This window comes from Pseudomonas sp. 9Ag, assembly GCF_902506445.1.
GTDB lineage: Bacteria > Pseudomonadota > Gammaproteobacteria > Pseudomonadales > Pseudomonadaceae > Stutzerimonas > Stutzerimonas stutzeri_AB.
Window position 1 is genome coordinate 2253572 of record NZ_LR733836.1, and the last position, 22614, is coordinate 2276185.

General features: G+C 59.6%; 20 protein-coding genes. 7 read left to right on the forward strand and 13 right to left on the reverse strand.

Annotation, left to right across the window (positions count from 1 at the left end; all coding sequences use genetic code 11):
* Window positions 1-109 precede the first annotated feature (109 nt).
* Complete coding sequence (locus tag ALTERO38_RS10025; RefSeq protein WP_159968291.1) at window positions 110-2689, forward strand: EAL domain-containing protein; 2580 nt, start codon at window positions 110-112, stop codon at window positions 2687-2689.
* 15 nt (window positions 2690-2704) lie between these two features.
* On the opposite strand, the gene ALTERO38_RS10030 is transcribed toward ALTERO38_RS10025, so the two are convergent.
* The 7 genes from ALTERO38_RS10030 to ALTERO38_RS10060 all read right to left on the reverse strand — a co-directional run bounded on the left by ALTERO38_RS10030 (window position 2705) and on the right by ALTERO38_RS10060 (window position 8575).
* Window positions 2705-3058, reverse strand: a complete 354-nt coding sequence (locus tag ALTERO38_RS10030; protein WP_159968292.1) for a hypothetical protein — start codon at window positions 3056-3058, stop codon at window positions 2705-2707.
* 178 nt (window positions 3059-3236) lie between these two features.
* Window positions 3237-4667, reverse strand: a complete 1431-nt coding sequence (locus ALTERO38_RS10035) for a PLP-dependent aminotransferase family protein (RefSeq protein WP_102836402.1) — start codon at window positions 4665-4667, stop codon at window positions 3237-3239.
* A gap of 114 nt (window positions 4668-4781) precedes the next feature.
* Window positions 4782-5588, reverse strand: a complete 807-nt coding sequence (locus ALTERO38_RS10040) for an OmpA family protein (RefSeq protein WP_159968293.1) — start codon at window positions 5586-5588, stop codon at window positions 4782-4784.
* Window positions 5585-5896, reverse strand: a complete 312-nt coding sequence (locus ALTERO38_RS10045) for a DUF4398 domain-containing protein (protein ID WP_159969675.1) — start codon at window positions 5894-5896, stop codon at window positions 5585-5587. Before ALTERO38_RS10045 ends, ALTERO38_RS10040 begins: the two co-directional genes overlap by 4 nt.
* Before the next feature lie 48 nt (window positions 5897-5944).
* Entirely contained in the window at window positions 5945-6769 is an 825-nt protein-coding gene (locus ALTERO38_RS10050; protein WP_159969676.1) for an ABC transporter substrate-binding protein, read from the reverse strand.
* 126 nt (window positions 6770-6895) lie between these two features.
* On the reverse strand, window positions 6896-7825 hold the full coding sequence (locus ALTERO38_RS10055) for an electron transfer flavoprotein subunit alpha/FixB family protein (protein WP_102836038.1): 930 nt from the start codon (window positions 7823-7825) through the stop codon (window positions 6896-6898).
* The gene (locus ALTERO38_RS10060; RefSeq protein ID WP_045425680.1) at window positions 7826-8575 is read right to left on the reverse strand and encodes an electron transfer flavoprotein subunit beta/FixA family protein; all 750 of its coding nucleotides are present in this window, start codon (window positions 8573-8575) and stop codon (window positions 7826-7828) included. It abuts the gene before it with no gap.
* 331 nt (window positions 8576-8906) lie between these two features.
* Here ALTERO38_RS10060 and ALTERO38_RS10065 point away from each other — a divergent pair, with 331 nt between their 5' ends.
* The gene (locus tag ALTERO38_RS10065) at window positions 8907-10562 is read left to right on the forward strand and encodes an electron transfer flavoprotein-ubiquinone oxidoreductase (protein WP_102836036.1); all 1656 of its coding nucleotides are present in this window, start codon (window positions 8907-8909) and stop codon (window positions 10560-10562) included.
* Window positions 10563-10782: 220 nt separating this feature from the next.
* On the opposite strand, the gene ALTERO38_RS10070 is transcribed toward ALTERO38_RS10065, so the two are convergent.
* The 4 genes from ALTERO38_RS10070 to ALTERO38_RS10085 form a co-directional block, all read right to left on the reverse strand.
* Window positions 10783-10992, reverse strand: a complete 210-nt coding sequence (locus ALTERO38_RS10070) for a cold-shock protein (RefSeq protein ID WP_014852307.1) — start codon at window positions 10990-10992, stop codon at window positions 10783-10785.
* A gap of 201 nt (window positions 10993-11193) precedes the next feature.
* Window positions 11194-13038: a Gldg family protein gene (locus ALTERO38_RS10075; protein ID WP_159968294.1), complete on the reverse strand. Its 1845-nt coding sequence runs from the start codon at window positions 13036-13038 to the stop codon at window positions 11194-11196.
* Window positions 13039-13048: 10 nt separating this feature from the next.
* Window positions 13049-13780 (reverse strand): ABC transporter permease subunit, encoded by a 732-nt coding sequence (locus ALTERO38_RS10080; protein ID WP_159968295.1) that lies wholly within the window; start codon window positions 13778-13780, stop codon window positions 13049-13051.
* Window positions 13777-14700, reverse strand: coding sequence for an ABC transporter ATP-binding protein (locus ALTERO38_RS10085; RefSeq protein ID WP_159968296.1), 924 nt, complete (start codon window positions 14698-14700; stop codon window positions 13777-13779). The genes ALTERO38_RS10080 and ALTERO38_RS10085 overlap by 4 nt, the downstream gene beginning before the upstream one ends.
* Window positions 14701-14884: 184 nt before the next feature.
* Here ALTERO38_RS10085 and ALTERO38_RS10090 point away from each other — a divergent pair, with 184 nt between their 5' ends.
* The 3 genes from ALTERO38_RS10090 to ALTERO38_RS10100 all read left to right on the forward strand — a co-directional run bounded on the left by ALTERO38_RS10090 (window position 14885) and on the right by ALTERO38_RS10100 (window position 19858).
* The gene (locus ALTERO38_RS10090) at window positions 14885-15361 is read left to right on the forward strand and encodes a YqhA family protein (protein ID WP_102836032.1); all 477 of its coding nucleotides are present in this window, start codon (window positions 14885-14887) and stop codon (window positions 15359-15361) included.
* 209 nt (window positions 15362-15570) lie between these two features.
* Window positions 15571-18054, forward strand: a complete 2484-nt coding sequence (gene plsB, locus ALTERO38_RS10095; protein ID WP_159968297.1) for a glycerol-3-phosphate 1-O-acyltransferase PlsB — start codon at window positions 15571-15573, stop codon at window positions 18052-18054.
* A 166-nt stretch (window positions 18055-18220) separates the two neighbouring features.
* Complete coding sequence (locus ALTERO38_RS10100; protein ID WP_159968298.1) at window positions 18221-19858, forward strand: choice-of-anchor Q domain-containing protein; 1638 nt, start codon at window positions 18221-18223, stop codon at window positions 19856-19858.
* Between the two features lie 16 nt (window positions 19859-19874).
* Here ALTERO38_RS10100 and ALTERO38_RS10105 read toward each other — a convergent pair whose 3' ends face one another.
* Window positions 19875-20312: a TerB family tellurite resistance protein gene (locus ALTERO38_RS10105; protein WP_159968299.1), complete on the reverse strand. Its 438-nt coding sequence runs from the start codon at window positions 20310-20312 to the stop codon at window positions 19875-19877.
* Window positions 20313-20653: 341 nt separating this feature from the next.
* Here ALTERO38_RS10105 and ALTERO38_RS10110 point away from each other — a divergent pair, with 341 nt between their 5' ends.
* Together ALTERO38_RS10110 and ALTERO38_RS10115 are read left to right on the forward strand one after the other, a co-directional pair.
* On the forward strand, window positions 20654-21340 hold the full coding sequence (locus ALTERO38_RS10110) for a DUF4197 domain-containing protein (protein ID WP_148926361.1): 687 nt from the start codon (window positions 20654-20656) through the stop codon (window positions 21338-21340).
* Window positions 21341-21366: 26 nt separating this feature from the next.
* A complete protein-coding gene (locus ALTERO38_RS10115) occupies window positions 21367-21984 on the forward strand; it encodes a hemolysin III family protein (RefSeq protein ID WP_159968300.1) in 618 nt (205 codons plus the stop codon).
* Between the two features lie 23 nt (window positions 21985-22007).
* On the opposite strand, the gene ALTERO38_RS10120 is transcribed toward ALTERO38_RS10115, so the two are convergent.
* Complete coding sequence (locus ALTERO38_RS10120) at window positions 22008-22463, reverse strand: hypothetical protein (RefSeq protein ID WP_159968301.1); 456 nt, start codon at window positions 22461-22463, stop codon at window positions 22008-22010.
* Between the last annotated feature and the right edge of the window lie 151 nt (window positions 22464-22614).

A 22614-nucleotide genomic window follows, 5' to 3' on the forward strand; every position in this document is an offset into this window, starting at 1 on the left:
GGCTCGACGCCCGACGACCGCGCGTCCAGAAACCTATGCAACCGGCGGCAACAGATGGCATTTAGCCATGAACCAAGCGATCATTCGATCCTCTCTACAGGATGATTGAATGCCAGCTTCTCACCCCCTCACCGATCACATCGATCCCAACGCTAAAAGCACCTTCGCTCGCCGCATTTTGCCGGGCATCGCGTGCCTGTTGGCGGTCGCGCTGCTGGCGGCTGCCGTTGCGGTAATCCAGATCGCCAGGACCATCGACAGTGATGCGCTTGTGCGGGAGCATTTTCTGACGGGCAAGGCGTTTGAAGCGCACCGGCGCGGCATGAGCCGCCACGTGGCGGACAACGCCTTCTGGGGAGATGCATACGCCAATCTGAGCACGCGGGTAAATCTGGACTGGGCATACGAACAGGCAAACCTGGGACCCTCGCTGTACGAAGACTTTGGCTACGACGCCGTTTTCGTTATCGACGCGGACGGCAAAACCACCTACTCAGTCATCCGCGGTGAGCTCGTTCAGGTCGATGCTCGGCAATGGCTCGAAAACGGGCTGCAGACTCTGCTAGCCGATGCTCGGCTCGCCGTTGAGGATGATGAGACGTCCTCTGGCGTACTCACAGCCGGAGGACAGCCTGCGCTGGCAAGTGCAGCCGTCATGACAACCGGCGGCAGCGACATCGAAGAACAACCCGGCCCCGCCTCGACTTTGGTCTTTGTCGACCTGATGGACCGCGACTGGCTCCTTGAGGTAGGAGAAGCGTACGCCGTTAAAGGCCTTCGTATAGACGATGGCAACGAGCGCATCGACGGTGCGCTGACCGAACTGATCAGGCTTGATGGCTCGCCGGTGCGTTTTACCTGGAGCGTGTCGCAGCCCGGCGAGTATCTGTTGTGGATGACACTGCCGGTCCTCGGTGCCGTCACCCTCGGGCTTGGCCTGCTGGCTTGGCTGCTCTTGTGCCAGGCACTCAAGACCGTACGCATCATGGAAGCCAGCTACAAGCGCTTGGCGATCAGCCGCACCGCCTTGGCGTCCAGCGAGGAGCGCTTTCGTGACGTGGCGGAAGCCGCTTCCGACTGGATATGGGAAACGGACCAGAATGCCCAGCTCACCTATCTATCGGCCCGCTTCGAGGAGATTACCGGCCATGCGCCCGCGGCCTGGATAGGCCGTCCTTTGATCGACCTGCTGCTCACGGATCATGCAGCACTGCAGGACTGGCTCACCGGTAAACACAGCGTACCGCTGCGTTGCAGCTATCACGCCGCTGATGGCTGCGTGCGTCATTGCCGTTTGTCTGCCCGGGAAATCCGCAACGGCGGCCAACTCCTGGGATATCGCGGCACTGCCAGCGATGTTACCGAGGAGACCAAGGCTCAGGCTCGGGTCCAGTATCTGTCTCAGCATGATGCGTTGACTGGCTTACCCAACCGCAACCGGTTACGCGATTATCTCGAAAGCAAGCTCAACTCTCTGAATACAGCCTCGCGGCTGACCGTGCTCTATATCGACCTGGATCGCTTCAAACCGGTGAACGATACCCTCGGTCATGGCGCTGGCGACGAAGTCCTCATCGGCGTCGCAAACCGCCTGAAGCAGTGCATCAGAGGTGACGATCTGGTCGCCCGGCTGGGCGGCGATGAGTTCGTCATGGTGGTGAGCCGCCTGCAACACAATGAAGACATCGAAATGCTCTGCGCCCGTGTTGTGCGCGTTGTCAGCGAGCCGTTCAGCTATGAGGACAAGCAGATCCACATCGGCGCCAGCGTTGGGATTGCCGTGGCGCCGACCGATGCCAGCCAGGCCAACGAACTGCTGCGGTGCGCCGATATTGCCCTTTATCAGGCCAAGGCTGATGGGCGTGGAACCTGGTGCTTCTACGGCAGCGAGATGGACAAACGACTGCATGAAAGGCGCTGTCAGGAGGACGAGCTGCGCCGGGCAATCACCGAAGGTCAGTTCGAAGCCTATTATCAGCCCCGCTATCTGAGCAAAGGCATGTGCATCAACGGTGCAGAAACGTTGCTGCGCTGGCACCACCCCACGCGAGGCTTACTGCTACCGGAACAGTTCATTCCCCTCGCAGAGGAAACCGGGCTAATCGTGCCGCTGGGCGAGTGGGTGCTTCGTAAGGCCTGCCTCGAGGCGTCGAACTGGTCAGATGAGCTGGTCGTGTCGGTCAATATTTCACCCCTGCAACTGCGCGTTGGCGACCTGTACCAGATGATCATCAGCGCGCTCACGGACAGTGGCCTGCCCGCCAGCCGCCTTGAGCTGGAGATTACCGAGACCGCTTTGCTGCAGGAAAACGAGAGCACGCTGGATGTGCTCAATCGGTTGAAGTCGCTCGGCTTGCGGCTTGCAATGGATGACTTCGGTACCGGCTACTCGTCACTGAGCAATCTACGGAACTACCCGTTCGACATGATCAAGATCGACGGCAGTTTCGTTGCGGGCATGTCCCATTCGGTTGAAAACCACTCCATTGTCAAAGCCTTGATCGACCTTGGTCATGGTTTGAGCATGCGCGTTACTGCGGAAGGTGTGGAAACGCTGGAACAACTGAATCTGCTACTGGCTGACGGTTGTAGCGAACTGCAAGGATTTCACATGAGCCATCCGCTGCCCGCCAACGAGCTCCACGCTCTACTTAGCACCGCGCGCCTGAGTGACGAGGTGAAACAATAATCCAACGTCAGCGGTTCAGCGTTTGAGTTCGAAATTGATCTGCGCACCATCGATGAGAGCTTCGTCCTCGGCCGTTCCCGGCAGCAACTCGCCGCTCATTTGCAGCGAGCGAGACTCCTGGCTGGACTCGAATAGCGGTGGCAGCAGGCTCAAGGACGCTGGCTTCTCAGCAGGGTCAAGGCTTTCCGCCCAGTCATCAGGAAGGCTAAGGTCGAGGTCTGGCTCTGGCAGTTCCACTTTTTCCAGCTTGGTCTTTGGCACGGAGGCAGAAGGCTTGGCCTTTGGCGCAGGCGTGGGCGCACTGGGTTCGGTCGGGGGCTGTTCCGGGTTCGCTGCTAGAGTTGGCTCCTTTTCAGACTCGATACTCACCGGTCCTACCTGCGTATCCAGCTCGGGCTCGGCAACTAGCGGCGCAGCTGTGTCAGGTGGCGAAACAGCGACCTTGGGCGGCGTGGGAGGCCTAGGCTGATCCGGAACCTCGTCACAGCCAGCCAGTAGCGACAGCCCAATCAACGTCAGCCATCTCATTTTCCGCCCTCCCCGTCATTCAGTTCGATTGCCGGCAAAGCTCCCCAGCAAGCTCACCTAAAGTTTTCAATGCTCGCTCCGCCTCGGCCGTCCAGGGCAGCGCGCAGTTGAGCCGGATACAGTGATTGAACTGTTCAGTGTTGCTGAAAATTAGCCCTGGCGCGATGCTGATGCCTCGCTTCAACGCCTGAACGTGCAGCTCCTTGGTATTCACCCGAGCCGGCAAGCTGACCCAGAGAATGAACCCGCCCGTAGGACGTGTCATCTGTGTGCCCTCAGGGAAATACCGTTGGACCGCCAACTGGAAAGCGCTGAGATTCTTCCGGTACTCGTGGCGAATGTAACGCAGATGGCGATCGTACCCCCCGTTTTCAAGATAGGCCGCCACGCCCATCTGCGTGACGCTGCAGGCCGAATGCGTACTAAAGGTCTGCAGGCGTTTTATTTCTTCGCGGTAACGACCAGGCAATATCCAGCCAATACGCACGCCAGGCGAAATGGTCTTCGAGAAGCTCGAGCAATAAATCACCCGCCCCTCGGTGTCATTCGACTTGAGCGCCCTAATCGACCCTACGTCGAACAATAACTCGCCGTAGATATCGTCTTCGACAATCTGTATGTCGAAATTCGCCGCCATTTTTAACAACTGCTTCTGCCGTCCGTCCGGGACGCTGCCACCCAGGGGATTACTCAGCCGCGCGGTCAACACCAGCGCCTTGATCGGCCACTGACTGGCTGCAAGCTGCAACGCTTCGAGGCTGAGCCCGGTATCCGGATCACACGGGATCTCGATCACCTTGAGCCCGAGCAAATCGGCCAGTTGAAGCAAACCGTAGTAACTGGGCGATTCCGCTGCGATCAAATCACCGGGCTTGGTCAGCACCCGCAACGACATCTGCAGCGCATCGACACAGCCATGTGTGATCACGACCTCGTCAGGCCCGACAACCACGCCGGCGTCGCGCATGCGGATAGCCACCTGCCGGCGCAGCGGCTCATAGCCGGGACTGAACATATAGCTGAAGGCCTGCTGACTCTGGAAGCGAGTGACCTTGGCAAGCTGCTGATGCAACGCCCGGGCAGGCAGATAGTCCACGTGCGGTACGGCGGCGCCCAGCGGTATGAGCCCGTCACGGCGTGACTCGCTAAGCACCTGATTGATAATGCTGCTGCGAGTGACCAGCGTCGGACGCTCGACCTGCGCAATATCCGGCGTAGGGGCAGTCAGTGCCGGAGTGTGATGCACATAAAACCCCGACTGCGGGCGAGCACGGATCATTCCCTGGTCTTCGAGATTGGCATAGGCCTGCAGGACCGTCGCATGACTCACGTTCAGCTGCATGCTCATCTTGCGTACCGACGGCACACGCTCGCCCGGGCGATAAACACCTCGCCGAATGTCATCGGCAAGCTGGTGTGCAATGCGCTGATAAAGCAACAGATTGGTCATCTCGTCCGTCTCCGCCAACTGGACCATAACAGTAGTACACCACCGTTATATTCGACCAATACAGTTGCTTGCTAACTCGCCAACACAGTCAGCGCTCTTTATCGAGAATTGAGATCAACGTGGACTGCTCAAACGTCCTTGCTCGTCGGAAAACCCAATCTCTACCCGGCGATTCTGTGCACGTCCGCGTGCTGAAGCGTTCTCTGCGACACGATACTGCTCGCCGTAGCCGACAACCTCGATACGCCCGGCATCGACTCCGAGGCTTTGCATAAAGTCACCCACCGCCTGTGCGCGCGCCCTCGATAAAGCAAGGTTCTCGGCGGCATCACCGCGGTTGTCTGTATAGCCTTCGATCCGCACCCGCCGCTTGGGATTGAGCTGCATAAAATGAACGACCTTCAGCAGTGTGCGGTTGGCTGACGATCCCAGCTCGGCACTGGCCGCCCTGAACAACACATCTCCAAGCGTCATGACCAGGCCGCGATCGGTCTCGGCGGCCGCGAGACTCCCCATCTGATCCTCCAACCAACGCCCCTGGTGCTGCAGGTCGAGCATTCGGGCTTCCTGTACAGCCTGACGCAAACGCTCATGCTCCATGCTCAGTTGGGTCGCGCGCCGCTGGTTCTGCAGCTGCTCGCTGTGCTGGCGGGCTATCTCGCTATAGCGCTTGCTGAGGTATGCATAGTGAGTAACGTCCTCTGCGTTGCCCAGGTAATCGGCGAAGCGCTTGGCTCGGTCAAGCGACTCGCTCGCGCGCATCACATCCTTGGGCGCATCCAGAAGGATCTGTGGTTCCTCACTGACGCTTTGAAGATCCATTGATGCGTTTTGCAGCTGCTGTTGCGACTCGCGCGTTGCACAACCTTGAAGCGAACCAAGCGCTACCAGCAGTGCGGGTATCAGGTAGACCGGTTTCACTGGAACGCTCCCAGCTGTTCACGCAAGCGCGCGATGCGGCGGTGCAATTCCGCCAGTTCCTGCTGACTCTTCTCGTTAAGGACCCGAGCCTCTGCCAGCCGTGCGTCAAGCTCGGCTTGCTCAGCCTGCAGGCGTGCCTCTCGATAATGCTCATCCTTCATCGCTGCGACCGCAGCCGCAAACTTCTGCTCCGCCTGCATCAATTCCGGCGTCTGTTCCGCAGCACCCACCGAGCGCGCCTGGCTCAACGCCTGCTCGGTAAGCCGCAGCTGTTCAATGGGAGCAGGATCGCTGGCGCAGCCAACCATCGCCAGCAGCACGAGCGTGCCGCAAGATTGTTTGATCAATTGAAAATCCTAGCGTTGCGAATTGCGGGTCGGCGCTGGCTGCTGTTTCCAGCGTTCAAGGTTCTCTACCAGCAGTTGCTGCGGTACCCCCGCAGCGCGCAATTCTGTCATTTTTATTGCGAGCTGTCCGCGCAGCCACGGACCGTTACACGCCGAGTCGTGAGCGACCGCGAAATGCAAACCGCGACTGAACACCGCTGGTTCCAAACGCTGGATATCAGCGAGCAGCCCTTGTCGGGCGGCATATGCAATGAAACTGTAACGCTCATGCAGGACATAATCCGCCTTGCCCGTCGACAGCCTATTGAGAGCCTCAGCCAGGCTGGGAGCAGCACGTAAACGAAGGTTTTCCTTGGCATAGTGCTCGAACGCACTGCCATAGCTTCCCGTCTTCACGTAGGCGCCCGTTCGACCTGCCAAATCCTGCCGGTCTGAATAGAGGAAGCCAGGCTCCTGACCTACCCAGGCGGACATCTGCAAGGCCGTAATCGATGGATGGATGAAATCCAGATATGCCAGTTCCTTTGGTGCCAGGACCGCATCGGCCAGCACATCGACCCGCCCACTGCGCACTTGCTCCAGCGCCGCGCCCGCATCGCCGGTGTAGAGCACTTCGAGCTTCAGGTCGAGCGAGTCGGTGATCTTTTTTAGCAGATCAGCGTTCGCTCCCACCAGCCGCTTGGGGTTCTGCGGATCGCGCCAAAGAAAAGGAGGGTTGTCTGCGCCGCCAGTCGCGATCAGCCGATCACACTTTGCAGCCGCCGCGTGTGCCGCGACGGGGGTTGCCAACAACACGGCGAGCAAAGCGGACTTAAGCGAAACGGCACAGCGCATGGAAAACCTCATGGGTAGAATCGGACAGGCTTCTTGTCGGGACTGCTGGAATCTTACCATTGGCCAGTGCAGCCGAGCGCTCATAAAAAAACCCGCTACGAGAGCGGGTTTTTTCAAGCGGCTCAGTTACACGAGCTGCTCCAGTTCCGGCAGGATTTCGAACAAGTCACCCACCAAGCCGTAATCGGCGACCTGGAAGATTGGCGCTTCTTCGTCCTTGTTGATCGCAACGATCACTTTGGAGTCCTTCATGCCCGCCAGGTGCTGGATGGCTCCGGAGATGCCCACCGCGATATACAGCTGCGGCGCAACGATTTTGCCGGTCTGACCAACCTGCATGTCGTTCGGCACGAAGCCAGCATCGACCGCCGCGCGAGAAGCGCCAACGGCGGCGCCAAGCTTGTCGGCCAGCGAATAGAGGTGCTTGAAGTTGTCACCGTTCTGCATGCCACGACCACCGGAAACGACGATCTTAGCAGCCGTCAGTTCAGGACGATCGGACTTGGCCAGTTCTTCACCTACGAACGCGGAAACGCCCGCATCGCCAGTACCGGAAACCTGCTCGACAGCAGCCGATCCGCCTTCAGCACTGACCGGATCAAAACCAGTGGCGCGCACGGTGATAACCTTGATCGCCGCGCTGGATTGCACGGTGGCAATTGCGTTACCGGCATAGATCGGACGCTTGAAGGTGTCTGCGCTTTCGACAGCGATGATTTCAGAGATCTGATCAACGTCCAGCTTGGCGGCTACGCGCGGCAGGAAGTTCTTGCCGTTGGTAGTGGCCGCAGCCAGCACGTGGCTGTAATCCTTCGCCAGATCGGCAATCAGCGGCGCAACGTTTTCCGGCAGCTGATTGGCGTAAGCAGCGTCGTCAGCGACCAGCACCTTGGAAACGCCTTCGATCTTCGCAGCCGCCTCACCGATAGCAGCGCAACCAGCGCCAGCAACCAGCACATGAATGTCGCCGCCGATCGCCTTGGCTGCAGCCACGGTGTTCAGAGTGGCCGCAGCCAGAACGGCATTGTTGTGTTCAGCGATAACCAGGATAGTCATTTAGATTACCTTCGCCTCGTTCTTCAGTTTCTCGACCAGTTCAGCCACGGACTTGACCTTGATACCCGCGCTACGTGCAGCAGGCGCTTCGACTTTCAAGGTCTTCACGGTGGAAGTAGTGGTTACGCCCAGCGCGTCCGGCGTCAGCACTTCCAGCGGCTTCTTCTTGGCCTTCATGATGTTCGGCAACGACGCGTAGCGCGGCTCGTTCAGGCGCAGGTCGGTGGTCACGATAGCCGGCAGATTCAACGCAACGGTTTGCGCGCCGCCGTCGATTTCGCGCTCGACGTTTACCTTGTCGCCCGACACTTCGACTTTCGAAGCGAAAGTGCCCTGAGCGAACCCGGTCAGTGCACCCAGCATCTGTCCGGTCTGGTTGTTGTCGCTGTCGATGGCCTGCTTGCCAAGGATCACCAGCTGCGGCTGCTCCTTGTCGACCACAGCCTTCAGAAGCTTGGCGACGGCCAGGGAGTTGAGTTCTTCGCTGGACTCGACCAGCACGGCACGATCAGCACCCAGCGCCAGCGCGGTGCGCAGCTGCTCTTGGGCAGCGGTCGGACCGATGGATACCACGACGATCTCGCTCGCGACGCCTTTTTCTTTCAGGCGTACGGCTTCTTCCACAGCGATTTCGCAGAAGGGATTCATCGACATTTTGACGTTGGCGAGGTCGACGCCGGAGTTGTCCGCCTTGACGCGAACCTTGACGTTGTAATCGACCACTCGTTTGACAGCTACAAGAATCTTCATGGATTCCTCGTTACTCTCCGGTGAATAGAATTTCGCCGAGGCGAACCGAGCCATGCTCAAGGACCGGGCCGCCATTAGCCTTCCGGACCTGTTCGGCGAGCACAAAACTGCCCGTATCTTGAATGCAGGCAACAGCTGGGGTCAACAACGCAAATGACCCGTCATAAGCCGCTGTTGCCGGATTCTATCAGGCTTGAGAGAAATTCAAACAAACGTTTGTATTGGACCCTTTCGGGCGTCTATATATAATGCGGCAGCTCGGCCTGGTCAGGGACACGATCCAGCCCTCCACTATCTATAAAACAATCAAGCCTTGAGTAGGAGATAGCCAATGGAACGCGAATACATGGAATTCGACGTAGTCATCGTCGGCGCCGGCCCCGCGGGCCTGTCCGCTGCCTGCCGACTGAAGCAGCGAGCCGCCGATGCCGGAAAGGAAATCAGCGTCTGCGTCGTTGAGAAGGGTTCCGAAGTTGGCGCCCACATCCTATCTGGTGCCGTGTTCGAGCCGCGCGCGCTGAATGAGCTCTTTCCCAACTGGAAAGAACTCGAAGCCCCCCTAAATACCCCGGTCAAGCGCGACGACATCTATCTGCTCAAGACTGCCGAAGCCGCTCGCAAGCTGCCCAACGCGCTGGTCCCAAAGACCATGCACAACGAAGGCAACTACATCATTTCGCTGGGCAATTTCTGTCGCTGGTTGGCTCAGCAAGCCGAGAATCTCGGCGTCGAAATCTACCCAGGCTTTGCGGCTCAGGAAGCACTGATCGACGAACAGGGTGTGGTTCGCGGCATTCTTACCGGTGATCTCGGCGTGGACCGCGAGGGCAATCCGAAAGAAGGCATGTACACCCCCGGCATGGAGCTGCGTGCGAAGTACACCCTGTTCGCCGAAGGCTGCCGTGGCCATATCGGCAAGCAGCTGATCAATCGATTCCAGCTCAATGCCAACGTCGATCCGCAGCACTACGGGATCGGTATCAAGGAGCTCTGGGACATCGATCCGGCCAAGCACGAGCAAGGGCTGGTCGTTCACACTGCAGGCTGGCCGCTGAACGATGACAACACAGGTGGATCCTTCCTTTATCACCTGGAAAACAACCAGGTCGTGGTCGGCCTGATCGTCGATCTGTCCTACAGCAACCCGTACCTTTCCCCGTTCGACGAGTTCCAGCGCTACAAGCATCATCCGGTGATCAAGCAGTACCTGGAGGGTGGCAAGCGCGTTTCTTACGGTGCACGAGCGATCGCCAAGGGCGGCATCAATTCGCTGCCGAAAATGGTGTTCAATGGTGGGGCCCTGATCGGTTGCGACGCCGGCACCCTGAACTTCGCCAAGATCAAGGGCAGCCACACCGCAATGAAGTCCGGCATGCTGGCTGCAGAAGCGGTTGCGGATGCCTTGTTTGCCGGCCGTGAGGGTGGCGATGAGCTGACTGGCTATGAAGAAGGCTTCAAAGCCAGCTGGCTGTATCAGGAGCTGTACGCTAGCCGTAACTTCGGCGCGGCGATTCACAAATGGGGAGCGATCAAGGGCGGCGCGTTCAACTTCATCGACCAGAACATATTCAGCGGCAAGATTCCGTTCACGTTGCACGACACCAAGCCCGATTACGCATGCCTGAAGACCGCCGCAGAGTCGAAGAAGATCGATTATCCCAAGCCGGACGGCAAGCTCAGCTTCGACAAGCTGAGTTCGGTATTCCTCTCCAACACCAACCATGAAGAAGAGCAGCCGGTTCACCTCAAACTGATCGATCCGAGCATTCCGATCGAGAAGAACCTGCCCATGTACGACGAACCCGCCCAGCGTTACTGCCCGGCCGGCGTCTACGAGGTGGTGGACAGTGATGAAGGCGGCAAACGCTTTCAGATCAACGCGCAAAACTGCGTGCACTGCAAGACTTGCGACATCAAGGACCCGGCCCAGAACATCGTCTGGGTCGCGCCGGAGGGCACCGGCGGGCCGAACTATCCCAACATGTGACTAAGGCTGCCCTGCAGCGTAGCGAACCCCGCCTCGGCGGGGTTTTGCTTTTTCAAGACCCACCACTTCGGCGACTGCGAACGAAACATCTGCCATCGAGAACGTCACCAGAGCATAGCCACTTAGCAAAAAGCTCTGAAAACGAAAAGCCCCGGCCTGGGCCAGGGCTCTTTCACAGTTCCGCTAACAGCCGAAGGGCTGTTTAGCGAATAGCCGGCGGCTACAACCCAGCCACATCCTCCGCCTGCAGGCCCTTCTGTCCCTGGGTGACCGAAAACTCGACCTGTTGCCCCTCAGCCAGAGAGCGGTGGCCTTCGCCACGAATCGCCTGGTAATGCACAAACACATCCGCACCACTGCCACGCTGGATGAATCCATAACCCTTGGCATCGTTGAACCACTTAACGGTTCCGGTTTCGCGCTCAGCCATCCTACTTCTCCAACTCGTTCTTATTATTCCCGCTCGGGGATCAACGGACAGGCGTGACCTTCTTGGAATCAACGCCAGCGCCAAATATAGCGCAGCGGCCATGACAAGTACGTTTCTGGCTTCGCCGGCGCATCAGAGTAAGCCCGATTGGGGCTCGGGGCGCTCAGCACACAACACAAGCAAACCGCCGGGCCGGCCAGCTCACCGTATTCTTTCTGATCGACGCCTGCGCCAGAGCCACAGCAACAACATGCCTAGCGTGAGCAGCAGCGGCACTAAGCCTATATTGAAGAATTTGAGCGTCCGCCCAAGCGCCTCAATATCCGCGTTGAGCTGGTAGCGTACCTCACGCAACTCTTTGCGGATGAGCAGCTTCTCTTGCATGAAATTCTGCAGCGCGGTCTGTTGTTCCGCAGTCAGCTGCACAACCCCTTCCGCGTCCGGCCCCTGTAACTCGGCAAGTTGTGCTTCAGTCTCAGTCAGACGTTGCTGCAACACTTCTTCCTTCTCGCGGAAGCGGTTCTCCGCCTGACGTTGTATGTCTTCGACAACCGTGAACGGTCGAGCAAACCGACCACGTGAGCGGACGCTGATCAGCGCATCGGTGCCCAATAGATTGTCCAGCGCGTTAATCACGAAGGTGCCATTGTCGGCCCAGGGCTGGGGCATGCGCTGGCCGAAGAAGTTATCGACCTGCACCCACATGCGGTCTGCAAGCAAGTCGGTGTCCGCCACAGCCAGCACATTGATGCTTGAGCTGTCTTTCAGACCGTCCGTATGCCCCTCGATACCATTGGGATAGGCCGACTTAGCGGGGCCCTGGATCCGCGCCGCAAGCGTATAGCGCTCGCCTGTGGGCTCCAGCTCCCGCAAGAGCAACTCGGGATTTTCCAATGTCGCGAAGCGCTCCGACTCGATCGGCATGGCATAGCTGGAGCTCTGGATCAGTGGCACGAAACGAGTCGTTGCATCCGTTAACGGTTCGAGGAAGCCCGCTGTCGCCACGTTCAGGCTCTCCAGCGAAGCGGTTACGACGTCCTCGCTGTCCATCATGCGCTGCGGCAAGCTCAGCCAGGCCGGATGCCTGACCGGGCGGCGCTCCTCGCCCACACCGACGGACATCGCATAGGACGCATCCAGCACCACCTGATTGGGCACCATACGCACGCCCCAGGCATTGAACAGAGGCTCCAGATCCGACACCTTGCCCTCGCCGAACTCACCTGGCCCGATACCCAAGCCAGGATCCGCCTCGCTATAGGGGTCGAGATATACCAGCAGCTTGCCGCCGCGCATGACGAACTGGTCGATGGCATACAGGGTCTGCTCCGGCAGCTCTTTCGGGTGGATCAGCATGAGCACCGACAGGTCCGACGGAATCATGTCCACGTCGCGCTTGAGGCTTTCGATATGGAACAACTGACGGATGTTCTCCAGCACCATCCAAGGAGGCGTTGCCTGCTGGGTACGCGTGTCAAAACCGCCCGTGATGGGCAGCCCTGAAAGCACACCGACCACCGGCATTTGTGGCGTAGTCAGCGTCTGCACCAGGCGACTGATTTCGTACTCGAGAAATTCCTCCTGGTCCAGCGGGAAGAACGGAATGCTCTGCGTCTGCCCCGCCGCGTTGATACCAGCCAAGCCGAAGTAGACCTTGTCACCGCCCTGATCCAGCGGCACGGCCTGCAGGCCGAGCTCGGCGGCCCGATCCTCCTCCTCGGAGAACGGTTCAGGATCGATCACCCGCAACGTGATCTTGCCATCAGCCTCACGCTGATAGGCATGCAGCAGCTCCTCAACGCGCCGTGCATAGTTGCGTAGCGCAACCAGTTCGCCCGTCGCCTCGTCCGAGTAGAACAGCTGCAATTCAATCGGCTCTTCGAGTCCTGCCAGGATGGTCTCGGTGCCTTTCGATAAGGTGAAGAGCTTCTGCTCGGTTAGATCCAGCCGCGCATCGGTAAAGATCAGGCTGGAAACAGCATTGAATGCCAGGAAAGCCAGTGCGATCAGCAGCAGCCCGGCACCTGAATACATCAGTCGTTTCATGCGGGCTCCCTTATGCCGCTTTCTTCATATCGACGACGATGGCAGTAGCCATCAGCCAGGCGATGATCAGGGTGACGAAATACAGCAGGTCTCGCAGATCGATGACCCCTTTGCTGAGCGACTCGAAGCGAATCAGGATGCTCAGCGAAGCCACTGCGTCCACCAGCCATTGCGGCGCCCAGGCGAAGGCGTCGAGCACCATCGGCAAACCGCTGACGATGAACAGGAAACACACGCTGACCGCCAGGATGAAGGCAATCACCTGATTCTTGGCCAACGCCGACATGCAGGACCCGATCGCAAGGAAAGCGCCAGCTAGCAGCCAGCTACCGAAATAGCCGGTGATGATCGCGCCGTTGTCTGGCTGGCCCAGGTAGTTGACGGTGATGACCATCGGAAATGTCAGCAGCAAGGCAAGCCCGGCAAATACCCAGGCCGCCAGGAATTTGCCGGTGACCGCTTCGAAACGGGTAATGGGCAAGGTCATCAACAGCTCGATCGAACCCGATTTGCGCTCCTCGGCCCACAGTCGCATGGCGATCGCTGGAATCAGAAACAGATAGAGCCATGTATGAAAGCTGAAAAAAGGGACGAGATCTGCCTGCCCCCGCTCGTAAAAGCCGCCCAGATAAAAGCTGAATACGCCAGACAGCACCAGAAAGATCAGGGTGAAGACGTAAGCGAGCGGCGTCGCGAAATAGCTGCCCAGCTCGCGTTTGAAGATCACCGGCAACTGACTCATAACGCCTCCCCACGCGTTAATGTCTGAAATACTTCGTCCAATCGGCCGCGTTCCACATCCAGCTCCCGCACGGCCCAGCCCTGCTGGGTGATCAAGGCATTGATCTGCGGAAAGATCACCTGACCCGGTTTGGCCAGCACCGTAAGGCTGTGCTCCAACTGATTCACCTCAATTCCGGCCACACCCGGCAAAGCCGCCAGGGCGACCTCATCCAGCGGCCCTTCGCCGACCAGCGTCACGGCCTGGTGATACCTGGAGCGACTTTGCAGTTCCAGTGGCGTTCCGTCGGCCACCAGCTGGCCGCGAGCGATGACGATGGCGCGCGTGCAGACCGCCGTGACCTCTTCGAGGATATGCGTAGAGATGATGACGATCTTGTCCCGGGCCAAGCCCTTGATCAATTGGCGAACCTGGTGCTTCTGGTTCGGGTCCAGGCCATCGGTAGGCTCGTCGAGGATCAGTACGCGCGGGTCATGCAGAATCGCCTGCGCCAGTCCAACACGACGCTTGAAGCCCTTGGACAGCGTGTCGATGCTCTGGCCAAGCACCGACTCCAGCTCGACCTGTCCCACAGCCATGTCTACCCGCACGCGCTTGTCCGCCCCGCGATAACCACGCACCTCGGCGATAAACTCGAGAAAGCCCCGCACCGTCATGTCGCCGTAGCAGGGCGCGCCCTCGGGCAGATAGCCCATCTGGCGCTGCGCCTGAAGCGCCTGGGTCCGAATATCGCAGCCAAAGATGCTTGCGCTGCCTGACGTCGGCGTGAGGAAGCCGGTCAACATCTTCATCGTCGTGGACTTTCCGGCCCCGTTCGGGCCTAGAAAACCCAACACTTCGCCCGGCTCGACGGAAAAGGACAAGGCATCAACCGCCGTGTGCTGAGCGAATCGTTTGGTCAGATTGTTCAGTTCGATCATCAACTTTCATCCGTGCTGACGGGCCTGCGGCCACGTTTGGCATACCGGCCCAATGCGCGCCGGACTATAAGGAGAGCCACAATGCTATTGCAACCGGACCAGGTGGCTATTCGACAGCAACGCCGCATGGCTTCGACTTGCACTAGCCTCAAGCGAGAGCCATAGGCGACCGGGATGTTAAAACATGATCGAACGAATCTTTCGCAGCAGCCGTTTCCTGGTACTGGTTGCCGTTGCAACGACGGCAATCTCCGCCGTGCTGTTGTACGGCGTCAGTCTGAACACCATGGTTCACCTGCTGCTGGAGCTGATCCATCAGTTCCCCCACACCGCAAATGACAGCAAGAGTCTCGCCGTCAAGCTACTGAAGCTGCTAGACCTGCTGTTGATCGCCATTACCTTTCAGCTGATAGCTATCAGCCTGTATCGACTGTTCATCAAGCCGGTGCCGGCCGAACAAAGCGCCTCGCTCGGGCCGCTGGATATCAGGTCGTTCCATGACCTGAAGAAAACCCTGATACAGGTTTCGGTGGTCATCATCGTCATATTGTTTCTCGAGCATGCGGTCGAGGTGGGCGCTCAGCTGGAGACGCTGTATTTCGGAGCAGCCGTAAGCCTGGTCGTGTTCTCAGCCGTCTATGCATGGAAAAACATGAGGTAAACCAGGGCGAACGCACAGGGCGACTCAAATAGCCGCTTGCCCCTTCTGCAAGCGGAACAGTTGCCCTCGCCCGCTTCGAACGCACATCACCGGTTGAGCCGACACACCAACCAGTGCACTTCCTTCACCAGACTTTTGCCCGCCAACACCGCATGCGGCACACTTGCGCGCTTCAAGGGCATTAACCCTTCCACAGTCGAATCTGCCGTATGACCCGCTCTCCGTTTCGCCGTCTCGTTTTCTCCCTCGTGCGTCGCCTGCTGTATGTCTGGGTGCGCTCGGAGACGATCAACCAGTCCGCCTTCACCCTCAAGCTAGACCGCAGCAAGCCAGTGTTCTACGTGTTGCAACGCGCCTCACTGAGCGATCTCGCGGTGCTCGATCACGAGTGCAGCAAGGCCGGTCTGCCGCGCCCGGTGGCGGACGTGGCGGTGGGCAATCATGTCGAGCCGGCTGCATTCATCTTTCTCAACCCGGCCGCCAGCTGGTTCGGCACCCGGACCCGCGCTGTTACGCCAGCACCACTGGTGCGCCTCGTCGGTGCCCTGGAACAGAACGCCGTAGACAATGCCCAGATCATCCCGGTCAGCGTGTTCTGGGGTCGCTCGCCGGATCGCGAAACCAGTGCCTGGAAACTGCTGTTCGCCGACAGCTGGGCCGTCACCGGACGGCTGCGCAAGTTGCTCAGTATCGTCATGCTCGGGCGCGAAACCCGCGTGCAGTTCTCTACGCCGATCCAGCTCAATGAGCTGGTGGCGCAGAACAAGGGCCACGAGCGCACCCTGCGCATGGTTCATCGCATGCTGCGGGTGCATTTCCGCAATCAGAAAACGGCGGTGATCGGCCCCGACCTGTCGCACCGTCGCAACCTGGTCAAAGGCCTGGTACACGGCCCGCAGGTGCGTCAGGCAATCAGGGACGAGGCCGAGCGCGAAAGCATTTCGCTGGAAAAGGCCGAAGCGCGGGCGCTGCGCTACGGCAACGAGATCGCCTCGGACTACGCCTACACGGCCGTGCGCTTTCTCGAGGTGGTGCTGTCCTGGTTCTGGAACAAGATCTACGACGGCATCCGCGTCAATCACTTGGAGCCGCTGCAGGAGGCGGTGCAGGGCTACGAAGTCATCTACGTGCCGTGCCACCGCAGTCATATCGACTACCTGCTGCTTTCCTATCTGCTGTTCCGCAACGGCCTGACGCCGCCGCACATCGCTGCGGGCATCAACCTCAACATGCCGGTGATCGGCAGCCTGCTGCGTCGTGGCGGCGCCTTCTTCATGCGCCGTACGTTCAAGGGCAACCCGCTCTATACCGCGGTGTTCAACGAGTACCTGCACACCCTGTTCAGCCGTGGATTTCCGGTGGAATACTTCGTCGAGGGCGGTCGCTCGCGTACCGGACGCATGTTGCAACCCAAGACCGGCATGCTCGCCATCACCCTGCGCAGCTATCTGCGCTCCTCGCGCCTGCCGATCCTCTTCGTGCCGGTGTACATCGGCTACGAGCGAGTGCTCGAAGGCCGCACCTATCTGGGGGAGCTGCGCGGTGCAGCGAAGAAGAAGGAATCGATCTTCGACATCTTCAAGGTCATCGGCGCGCTGAAGCAGCGCTTCGGGCAGGTCTGGGTGAATTTTGGCGAGCCGCTGAAGCTCAACGAGTTTCTCGACCAGCAACAACCGGGCTGGCGCAAACAGGAGCTGGCGCCGAACTTCCGTCCCGACTGGCTCAACGACACCACCAACAAGCTGTCCGAACGCATCGCTCAACGGCTCAACGAAGCCGCCGCCGTCAATCCGGTCAACCTGGTCGCGCTGGCGATGCTCTCCACCAGTCGTCAGGCGCTGGATCGGCGCTCACTGGCGCGCATCCTCGACCTCTACCAGAACCTGCTGCGCGCCGTGCCCTACTCGCCTCACACCACACTGCCGGACGGTGACGGCGAGGCGCTGATCAGCTACGTGAAGGCACTCGGCCTCTTGGCTGAGCAGAAAGACGCGCTGGGCAACATCCTCTATCTGGACGAGCAAAACGCCGTTCTGATGACCTACTACCGCAACAACGTGATGCATATCTTCGCCCTCCCGGCATTGCTGGCGAGCTTCTTCCAGAGCAGCTCACGGATCAGCCGCGAACAGATCCTGCGGTTCACCGAGGCGCTTTACCCCTATCTGCGCGCCGAACTGTTCATCCGCTGGGAACCCGAGCAACTGGGCGCGGTGATCGATCAGTGGTTGGATGCCTTCGTCGAACAGGGGCTGCTCAAGCGCGACGGTGAGACCTACGTGAGGCCGGCACCCAGCTCTCGTCAGTTCGTCTTGCTGACCTTGCTGGCGCGGGCGATCATGCAGACGCTGCAACGCTTCTACATGGCGATTGCGCTATTGCTCAACAGTGGTCAGAACACCCTCGATGCCGAAGAGCTGGAAAACCTCTGCACGATCATGGCCCAGCGCCTTTCGATCCTGCATGGTCTGAACGCGCCGGAGTTTTTCGACAAGAGTCTGTTCCGCCACTTCATCAAGAGCCTGCTGGATCAGAACGTGCTGCAGCAGGACGCCGCCGGCAAGCTTGGCTACCACGCCAAGCTTGGCGAACTGGCTGAGGGTGTCGCCAAGCGCGTGCTGCCTGCCGAAATCCGTCTCTCGATTCGCCAGGTCGCGTTGGAGCAGCACGACGAGGAACAGCTTTCGGACTGACGCCGCTGGATGCTCAAGCATGGGCGCTCGCAGTCATGTCCTCAGTGGCAACCACGCTAAGGACGCCCAGGCTTAATGCCGAAACGTTCGATTGACGCGGTATGCGCCACCCATACTCAGCAGGTCATCCACCGAACACTTCGGCGGCCTGCCGAGAGGGGACCGTATGACGCACAGCCGTGTGATCGCCTTGTCGCTCGTCCTGGGGATGGGCGGTTGCGCAACGCCCAGTCTGACCAACCTAACGCCCTCCTCCGTTGCCCGCTCGCCGGTCCCGCTCTACCCGTTGCGAGCGCAAGTGGATGGGCGAGGCAACCGCATCGCACAAGTCAACGCGGTGATCCATGGCACGCCCTGGGCCATGATGCCGTTGCCGAGTGATCAATACGCGGTGGGCTACTTCGCCGACACCTGCGAAACCAACATTCCCTATCACTTCAATGTCGGTTATCAACGCCGCAACTGGTTCGGCTCCGGTTATTCGAGCACCGTCCATGAGAAACGCTTCCCGGAAGCCTCCGGTTACGTCATGAACGTCACTGGCGACCCGCTGCCCGGCGATTGCGCCGCCTCCATTGGCCTGACCCTGCGTGTGGACAGTACGGCCGACGAGGTGGATACCGAGCCGGGCGACGGCAACTGCCAATCCATTTCCAATCGCTGCACGCTGAGAGCAGCGGTTATGGAGAGCAACGCGCACCAGGGCCACGATTTGATAGAGGTACCGTCAGGGCACTACGTGCTCTCATTGACCGGCACAGAGACCGCAGACGTGCCAAACGATGCGGTTGGCGATCTGGACATCACGGATGGACTAACGCTGACGGGCCTCGGGCGAGCCGCGAAAAACGATGACCTGCAAGTCATCATCGACGGCGGGGCCATCGACCGGATTTTCGATATCTATGCCTCCGCGCCGAGCGCGGTGACGCTCAGCTATCTGCGGCTGGAAAACGGCAGGCCCATGGGCAGCGGCGGCGGCGCAATCTGGAATCGCGGCAACCTGCGCATGGACCGGATGCTGTTACGTGGCAACACCATTGACCATGAACTGGAAACCTCCTGCGCGGCCTTTCCCAGTCGACGCCTGTGCAACCGTGGCGCGGGGTTGTTCAACGAGGGGCAGGCACTGGTTGCGCGTTCGACCATCGAACAGAATTCGACCGGGTACCAGTCCGGCCATGGCGGTGGCATTTCCAATATGGGCGCGGCGGCGCAGCTGTATGTGCGCAACAGCCTGATTACCGCCAATGACGCTCGCTTTTGGGGTGGGCTAGTGAACTATCAGGGCACCGTCGACATTTTGAACAGCACCTTTGTCGACAATCGCAGTACCACCGGTGGTGTCCGAGCCGCAGAAATCGGCAACATCGACGGGAAAGTCTCGGTCCGCAACGCGACCTTCAGCAATCACTCGCAGCTGTTCAGCCATTCGGGGACTGGCGAGTTCCGGCTGGCCAACAGCCTGGTCGAAATACGCACATTCGGCGACATGCCGTTCTGCAGTGGCGCGCTGACCAGTGGCAGCTTCAATGCCATCGGTGGCTCCGGAGGAGGACTTTTCGACTTCCTGAGTGGCTGCGGCTTCACGCCCACTACCGCGGATGAAGCCGGAGTACGCATGGTTCTCGGATCACTGCAGGACAACGGAGGTCCGACCCGCACCGTCTCGCTGCGTGAGCCGTTCGAAGACAGCCCCTATTTCGATCCCATCGACATGGGCGGTGTGCTTTGCCCGGACACCGACCAGCGCGGCAACCCGCGTGACGATCGGCAGTGTGACCCAGGTGCTTTCGAGTTCTGACCCGCGTGGCCGCCAGTCAGCTGCCGAGGATCTCCAGCTTGGCGCGGATGAAGTCCGTATGTGCCACGTACAGCAGGTCGGCGATACGACGGATCAGGTGGTCTTCGTATCGGTGAATGTCGCCATCGGCAGCGGCGACGCGCCATAGCGCCTTGATCAAAACGAATTTTTCATCCATCGAATATTGCGCGTTGATCAGCGTGGTGAATTCATACAGTGAAGTCGACCGCTCGGCGGTTTCCTGCGCGGAGGCGACCAGCGATGCAAGCTCGCCGTCCTCCACCCCCGAGCCGAGGCGGATGGCTTCGATAATGGCTTTTTGTTCTTCTGCATCGCTTTCGTAATCCGCACGGCCGACTTCGATCAGCAGCGCTGCTGCGGCCACTTCAACGCTGTGTGCCGTAGGCTGATCGTCCTCACTGCGGTCGAACAGCGACTTGAGTGATTTGAGCATGGTTTCATTCCTCTGCACGGGTTGGTGTTCGAACGGGTCCGCGGCGAAGGTTCAGCCGCAATCGTGTCGCTGGTCAGCGCGTAGCGGATGTTCGCTCTGGCAGATTGATAAATCCGCTCATGATGATCTTTTGTAGCCGTGAAGCGTCTAGAAGTTGCACCAACGCGATTGTTATAGCGACACCGCGCCTGTACTACACCGAGCGGCAAACCTGGCTGAATGCCGCCGGTCGGCCAGTAACGCCTCGGACAGGGGTCAACGAAACGGTTGAAGCTGCTGCCACCGTTTGGCACGCCGCGCCTGGCCTATTAAGCTCGCTGCATCACTCAGAGGATTTATCCATGCTGCGCACCACTGCTTTGCTCACCGGTTTGATGCTCTCCGCCAGCGCTTGGGCGCTTTCGCTGTCCGACCTGAGCCAGGGCGACGCCAACAAGGCGCTGAAGGACGCGCTGAGCCAGGGAACGAAAGTTGCCGTACAGCAGCTGGGCCGTCCCGGGGGCTTCAGTAATGATCCGGATGTGCGCATCGAACTGCCGGGCAACATTGGCAAGGCCTCGCGCATGTTGAAGATGATGGGCATGGGCGCTCAGGTCGAAGAGCTGGAAACCGGCATGAACAAGGCCGCCGAAGCCGCTGTACCGCAAGCGCAGGCGTTGCTGCTGGAGGCGGTGAAGAAGATGACCGTCGCCGACGCCAAGGCGATCCTGAGCGGCGGCAATGACTCGGCGACTCAGTATCTGAACAAGACCAGCCGTGACGAAATCCGCGCCCGATTCCTGCCGATCATCAAGCAGGCCACCGACCAGGTCGGCGTGGCCCAGCAGTACAACGCGCTGGCTGGCAAAGTCTCTGGCCTGGGTGCGGTCGATCCCCGGTACGGCACGGTCGAGGGTTACGTGGCCGAGCAAGCGCTCGATGGGTTGTTCACTGTTATCGCCGAACAGGAAGCCAGCATTCGTCAGAATCCGGCGCAGGCAGCCACCAGCGTGGCAAAAAAGGTTTTCGGCCTGTTGATGGGTAACTGATCGAACACCTTCAAGGCTGCACAACGATGTATCACGGAGAGAAGTTCAACGCCTGGACGCACCTGACAGGCGGTGTGCTGGCGCTGATCGGGACAGGCTGGCTGCTGATCCTCGCGGCCATGGACGGCGATCTGATGAAGATCGTCAGCGTCGCCATCTACGGGTTCACCCTGGTGCTGCTGTACAGCACCTCGACGCTCTATCACAGCGTCCGTGGCCGCGCCAAAGCGGTGATGCAAAAGCTCGATCACCTGTCGATCTATCTGCTGATTGCCGGCAGCTACACACCGTTCTGCCTGGTCACTCTACGTGGCAGCTGGGGCTGGTGGCTGTTCGGGATTGTCTGGTCACTGGCAATCATCGGCATGCTGCAGGAGATCAAGCCAAGGTCGGAAGCGCGGGTGTTGTCGATCGTCATCTACGCCATCATGGGCTGGATCGTGCTGGTGGCGGTCAAGCCACTGCTCGCCGCCCTGGGCACCACCGGCTTCGGCTGGCTGGTTGCCGGCGGCGTGTTCTATACGGTTGGCATCATCTTCTTTGCCTACGATCAGCGCTTCCGCCACTGGCATGGCATCTGGCACCTGTTCGTCATCGCCGGCAGCCTGCTGCATTTTGTGGCCATTCTGCGCTACGTGGTCTGACGCCATCCCCCTGCGTCGGTCAGCTACAGCTCGTGCATGCGGTTGACCTGCTGCGCCAGGCGCATGGTCTCGTGCTCTTCAAGCTGCAGCATTTCGCCGAGTAGCTCACGTGCCTTGTCCAGTGATGGACGCTTTTCCAGCGAGCGGTACAGGTCGATGATCCGGTTGTGAAGGGCGAAGACCTCGCGTGAGATGTCGTCGACACTCATCTGTGCATAGGCATCGCTGTCGAAATCCAGCGCAAGTATCTCGCCCTCGACCGCCTCGTGCAGTCGGGCTTGCAGCGCGCGCGGGTCGGCATGCTCCTTGATCCGCTCAATCGTGCGCGTCAGCTCTTGCTCGTGCTGCGCAAGATAAGTCATCAGCATCGTGGCCAATGAGTCGCTGCGCTCATCGGCGGCCTCTGTCATGCATTCGGAGAGCCGGGCATGGGCCTGGCCGGTCCAGTCGATCAGGTCTTCGCATCGTTCGATGTTCATACCACCTCCATCCGCCGCGTTTGATTTGCCGAGCAGGATAGCCAGCAGAGTTGCGCGTCAAGCGGTCGCCCGATGCAAACACGTGCAGCCCGGATTGGCCAGTGCTGGGTGTCGGTCGCCCACGGGCGTCGCAGCAATCATGTTCCGTCAG

What these genes read in the sequence shown, in the direction of transcription:
- ALTERO38_RS10025 (WP_159968291.1), top strand. Translation starts at nt 110, where the DNA reads ATGCCAGCTTCTCACCCCCTCACCGATCACATCGATCCCAACGCTAAA.
- ALTERO38_RS10035 (WP_102836402.1), bottom strand. Translation starts at nt 4,667, where the DNA reads ATGACCAATCTGTTGCTTTATCAGCGCATTGCACACCAGCTTGCCGAT.
- ALTERO38_RS10045 (WP_159969675.1), bottom strand. Translation starts at nt 5,896, where the DNA reads ATGGTTGGCTGCGCCAGCGATCCTGCTCCCATTGAACAGCTGCGGCTT.
- ALTERO38_RS10050 (WP_159969676.1), bottom strand. Translation starts at nt 6,769, where the DNA reads ATGCGCTGTGCCGTTTCGCTTAAGTCCGCTTTGCTCGCCGTGTTGTTG.
- ALTERO38_RS10055 (WP_102836038.1), bottom strand. Translation starts at nt 7,825, where the DNA reads ATGACTATCCTGGTTATCGCTGAACACAACAATGCCGTTCTGGCTGCG.
- ALTERO38_RS10060 (WP_045425680.1), bottom strand. Translation starts at nt 8,575, where the DNA reads ATGAAGATTCTTGTAGCTGTCAAACGAGTGGTCGATTACAACGTCAAG.
- ALTERO38_RS10065 (WP_102836036.1), top strand. Translation starts at nt 8,907, where the DNA reads ATGGAACGCGAATACATGGAATTCGACGTAGTCATCGTCGGCGCCGGC.
- ALTERO38_RS10070 (WP_014852307.1), bottom strand. Translation starts at nt 10,992, where the DNA reads ATGGCTGAGCGCGAAACCGGAACCGTTAAGTGGTTCAACGATGCCAAG.
- ALTERO38_RS10075 (WP_159968294.1), bottom strand. Translation starts at nt 13,038, where the DNA reads ATGAAACGACTGATGTATTCAGGTGCCGGGCTGCTGCTGATCGCACTG.
- ALTERO38_RS10080 (WP_159968295.1), bottom strand. Translation starts at nt 13,780, where the DNA reads ATGAGTCAGTTGCCGGTGATCTTCAAACGCGAGCTGGGCAGCTATTTC.
- ALTERO38_RS10085 (WP_159968296.1), bottom strand. Translation starts at nt 14,700, where the DNA reads ATGATCGAACTGAACAATCTGACCAAACGATTCGCTCAGCACACGGCG.
- ALTERO38_RS10090 (WP_102836032.1), top strand. Translation starts at nt 14,885, where the DNA reads ATGATCGAACGAATCTTTCGCAGCAGCCGTTTCCTGGTACTGGTTGCC.
- plsB (WP_159968297.1), top strand. Translation starts at nt 15,571, where the DNA reads ATGACCCGCTCTCCGTTTCGCCGTCTCGTTTTCTCCCTCGTGCGTCGC.
- ALTERO38_RS10100 (WP_159968298.1), top strand. Translation starts at nt 18,221, where the DNA reads ATGACGCACAGCCGTGTGATCGCCTTGTCGCTCGTCCTGGGGATGGGC.
- ALTERO38_RS10105 (WP_159968299.1), bottom strand. Translation starts at nt 20,312, where the DNA reads ATGCTCAAATCACTCAAGTCGCTGTTCGACCGCAGTGAGGACGATCAG.
- ALTERO38_RS10110 (WP_148926361.1), top strand. Translation starts at nt 20,654, where the DNA reads ATGCTGCGCACCACTGCTTTGCTCACCGGTTTGATGCTCTCCGCCAGC.
- ALTERO38_RS10115 (WP_159968300.1), top strand. Translation starts at nt 21,367, where the DNA reads ATGTATCACGGAGAGAAGTTCAACGCCTGGACGCACCTGACAGGCGGT.
- ALTERO38_RS10120 (WP_159968301.1), bottom strand. Translation starts at nt 22,463, where the DNA reads ATGAACATCGAACGATGCGAAGACCTGATCGACTGGACCGGCCAGGCC.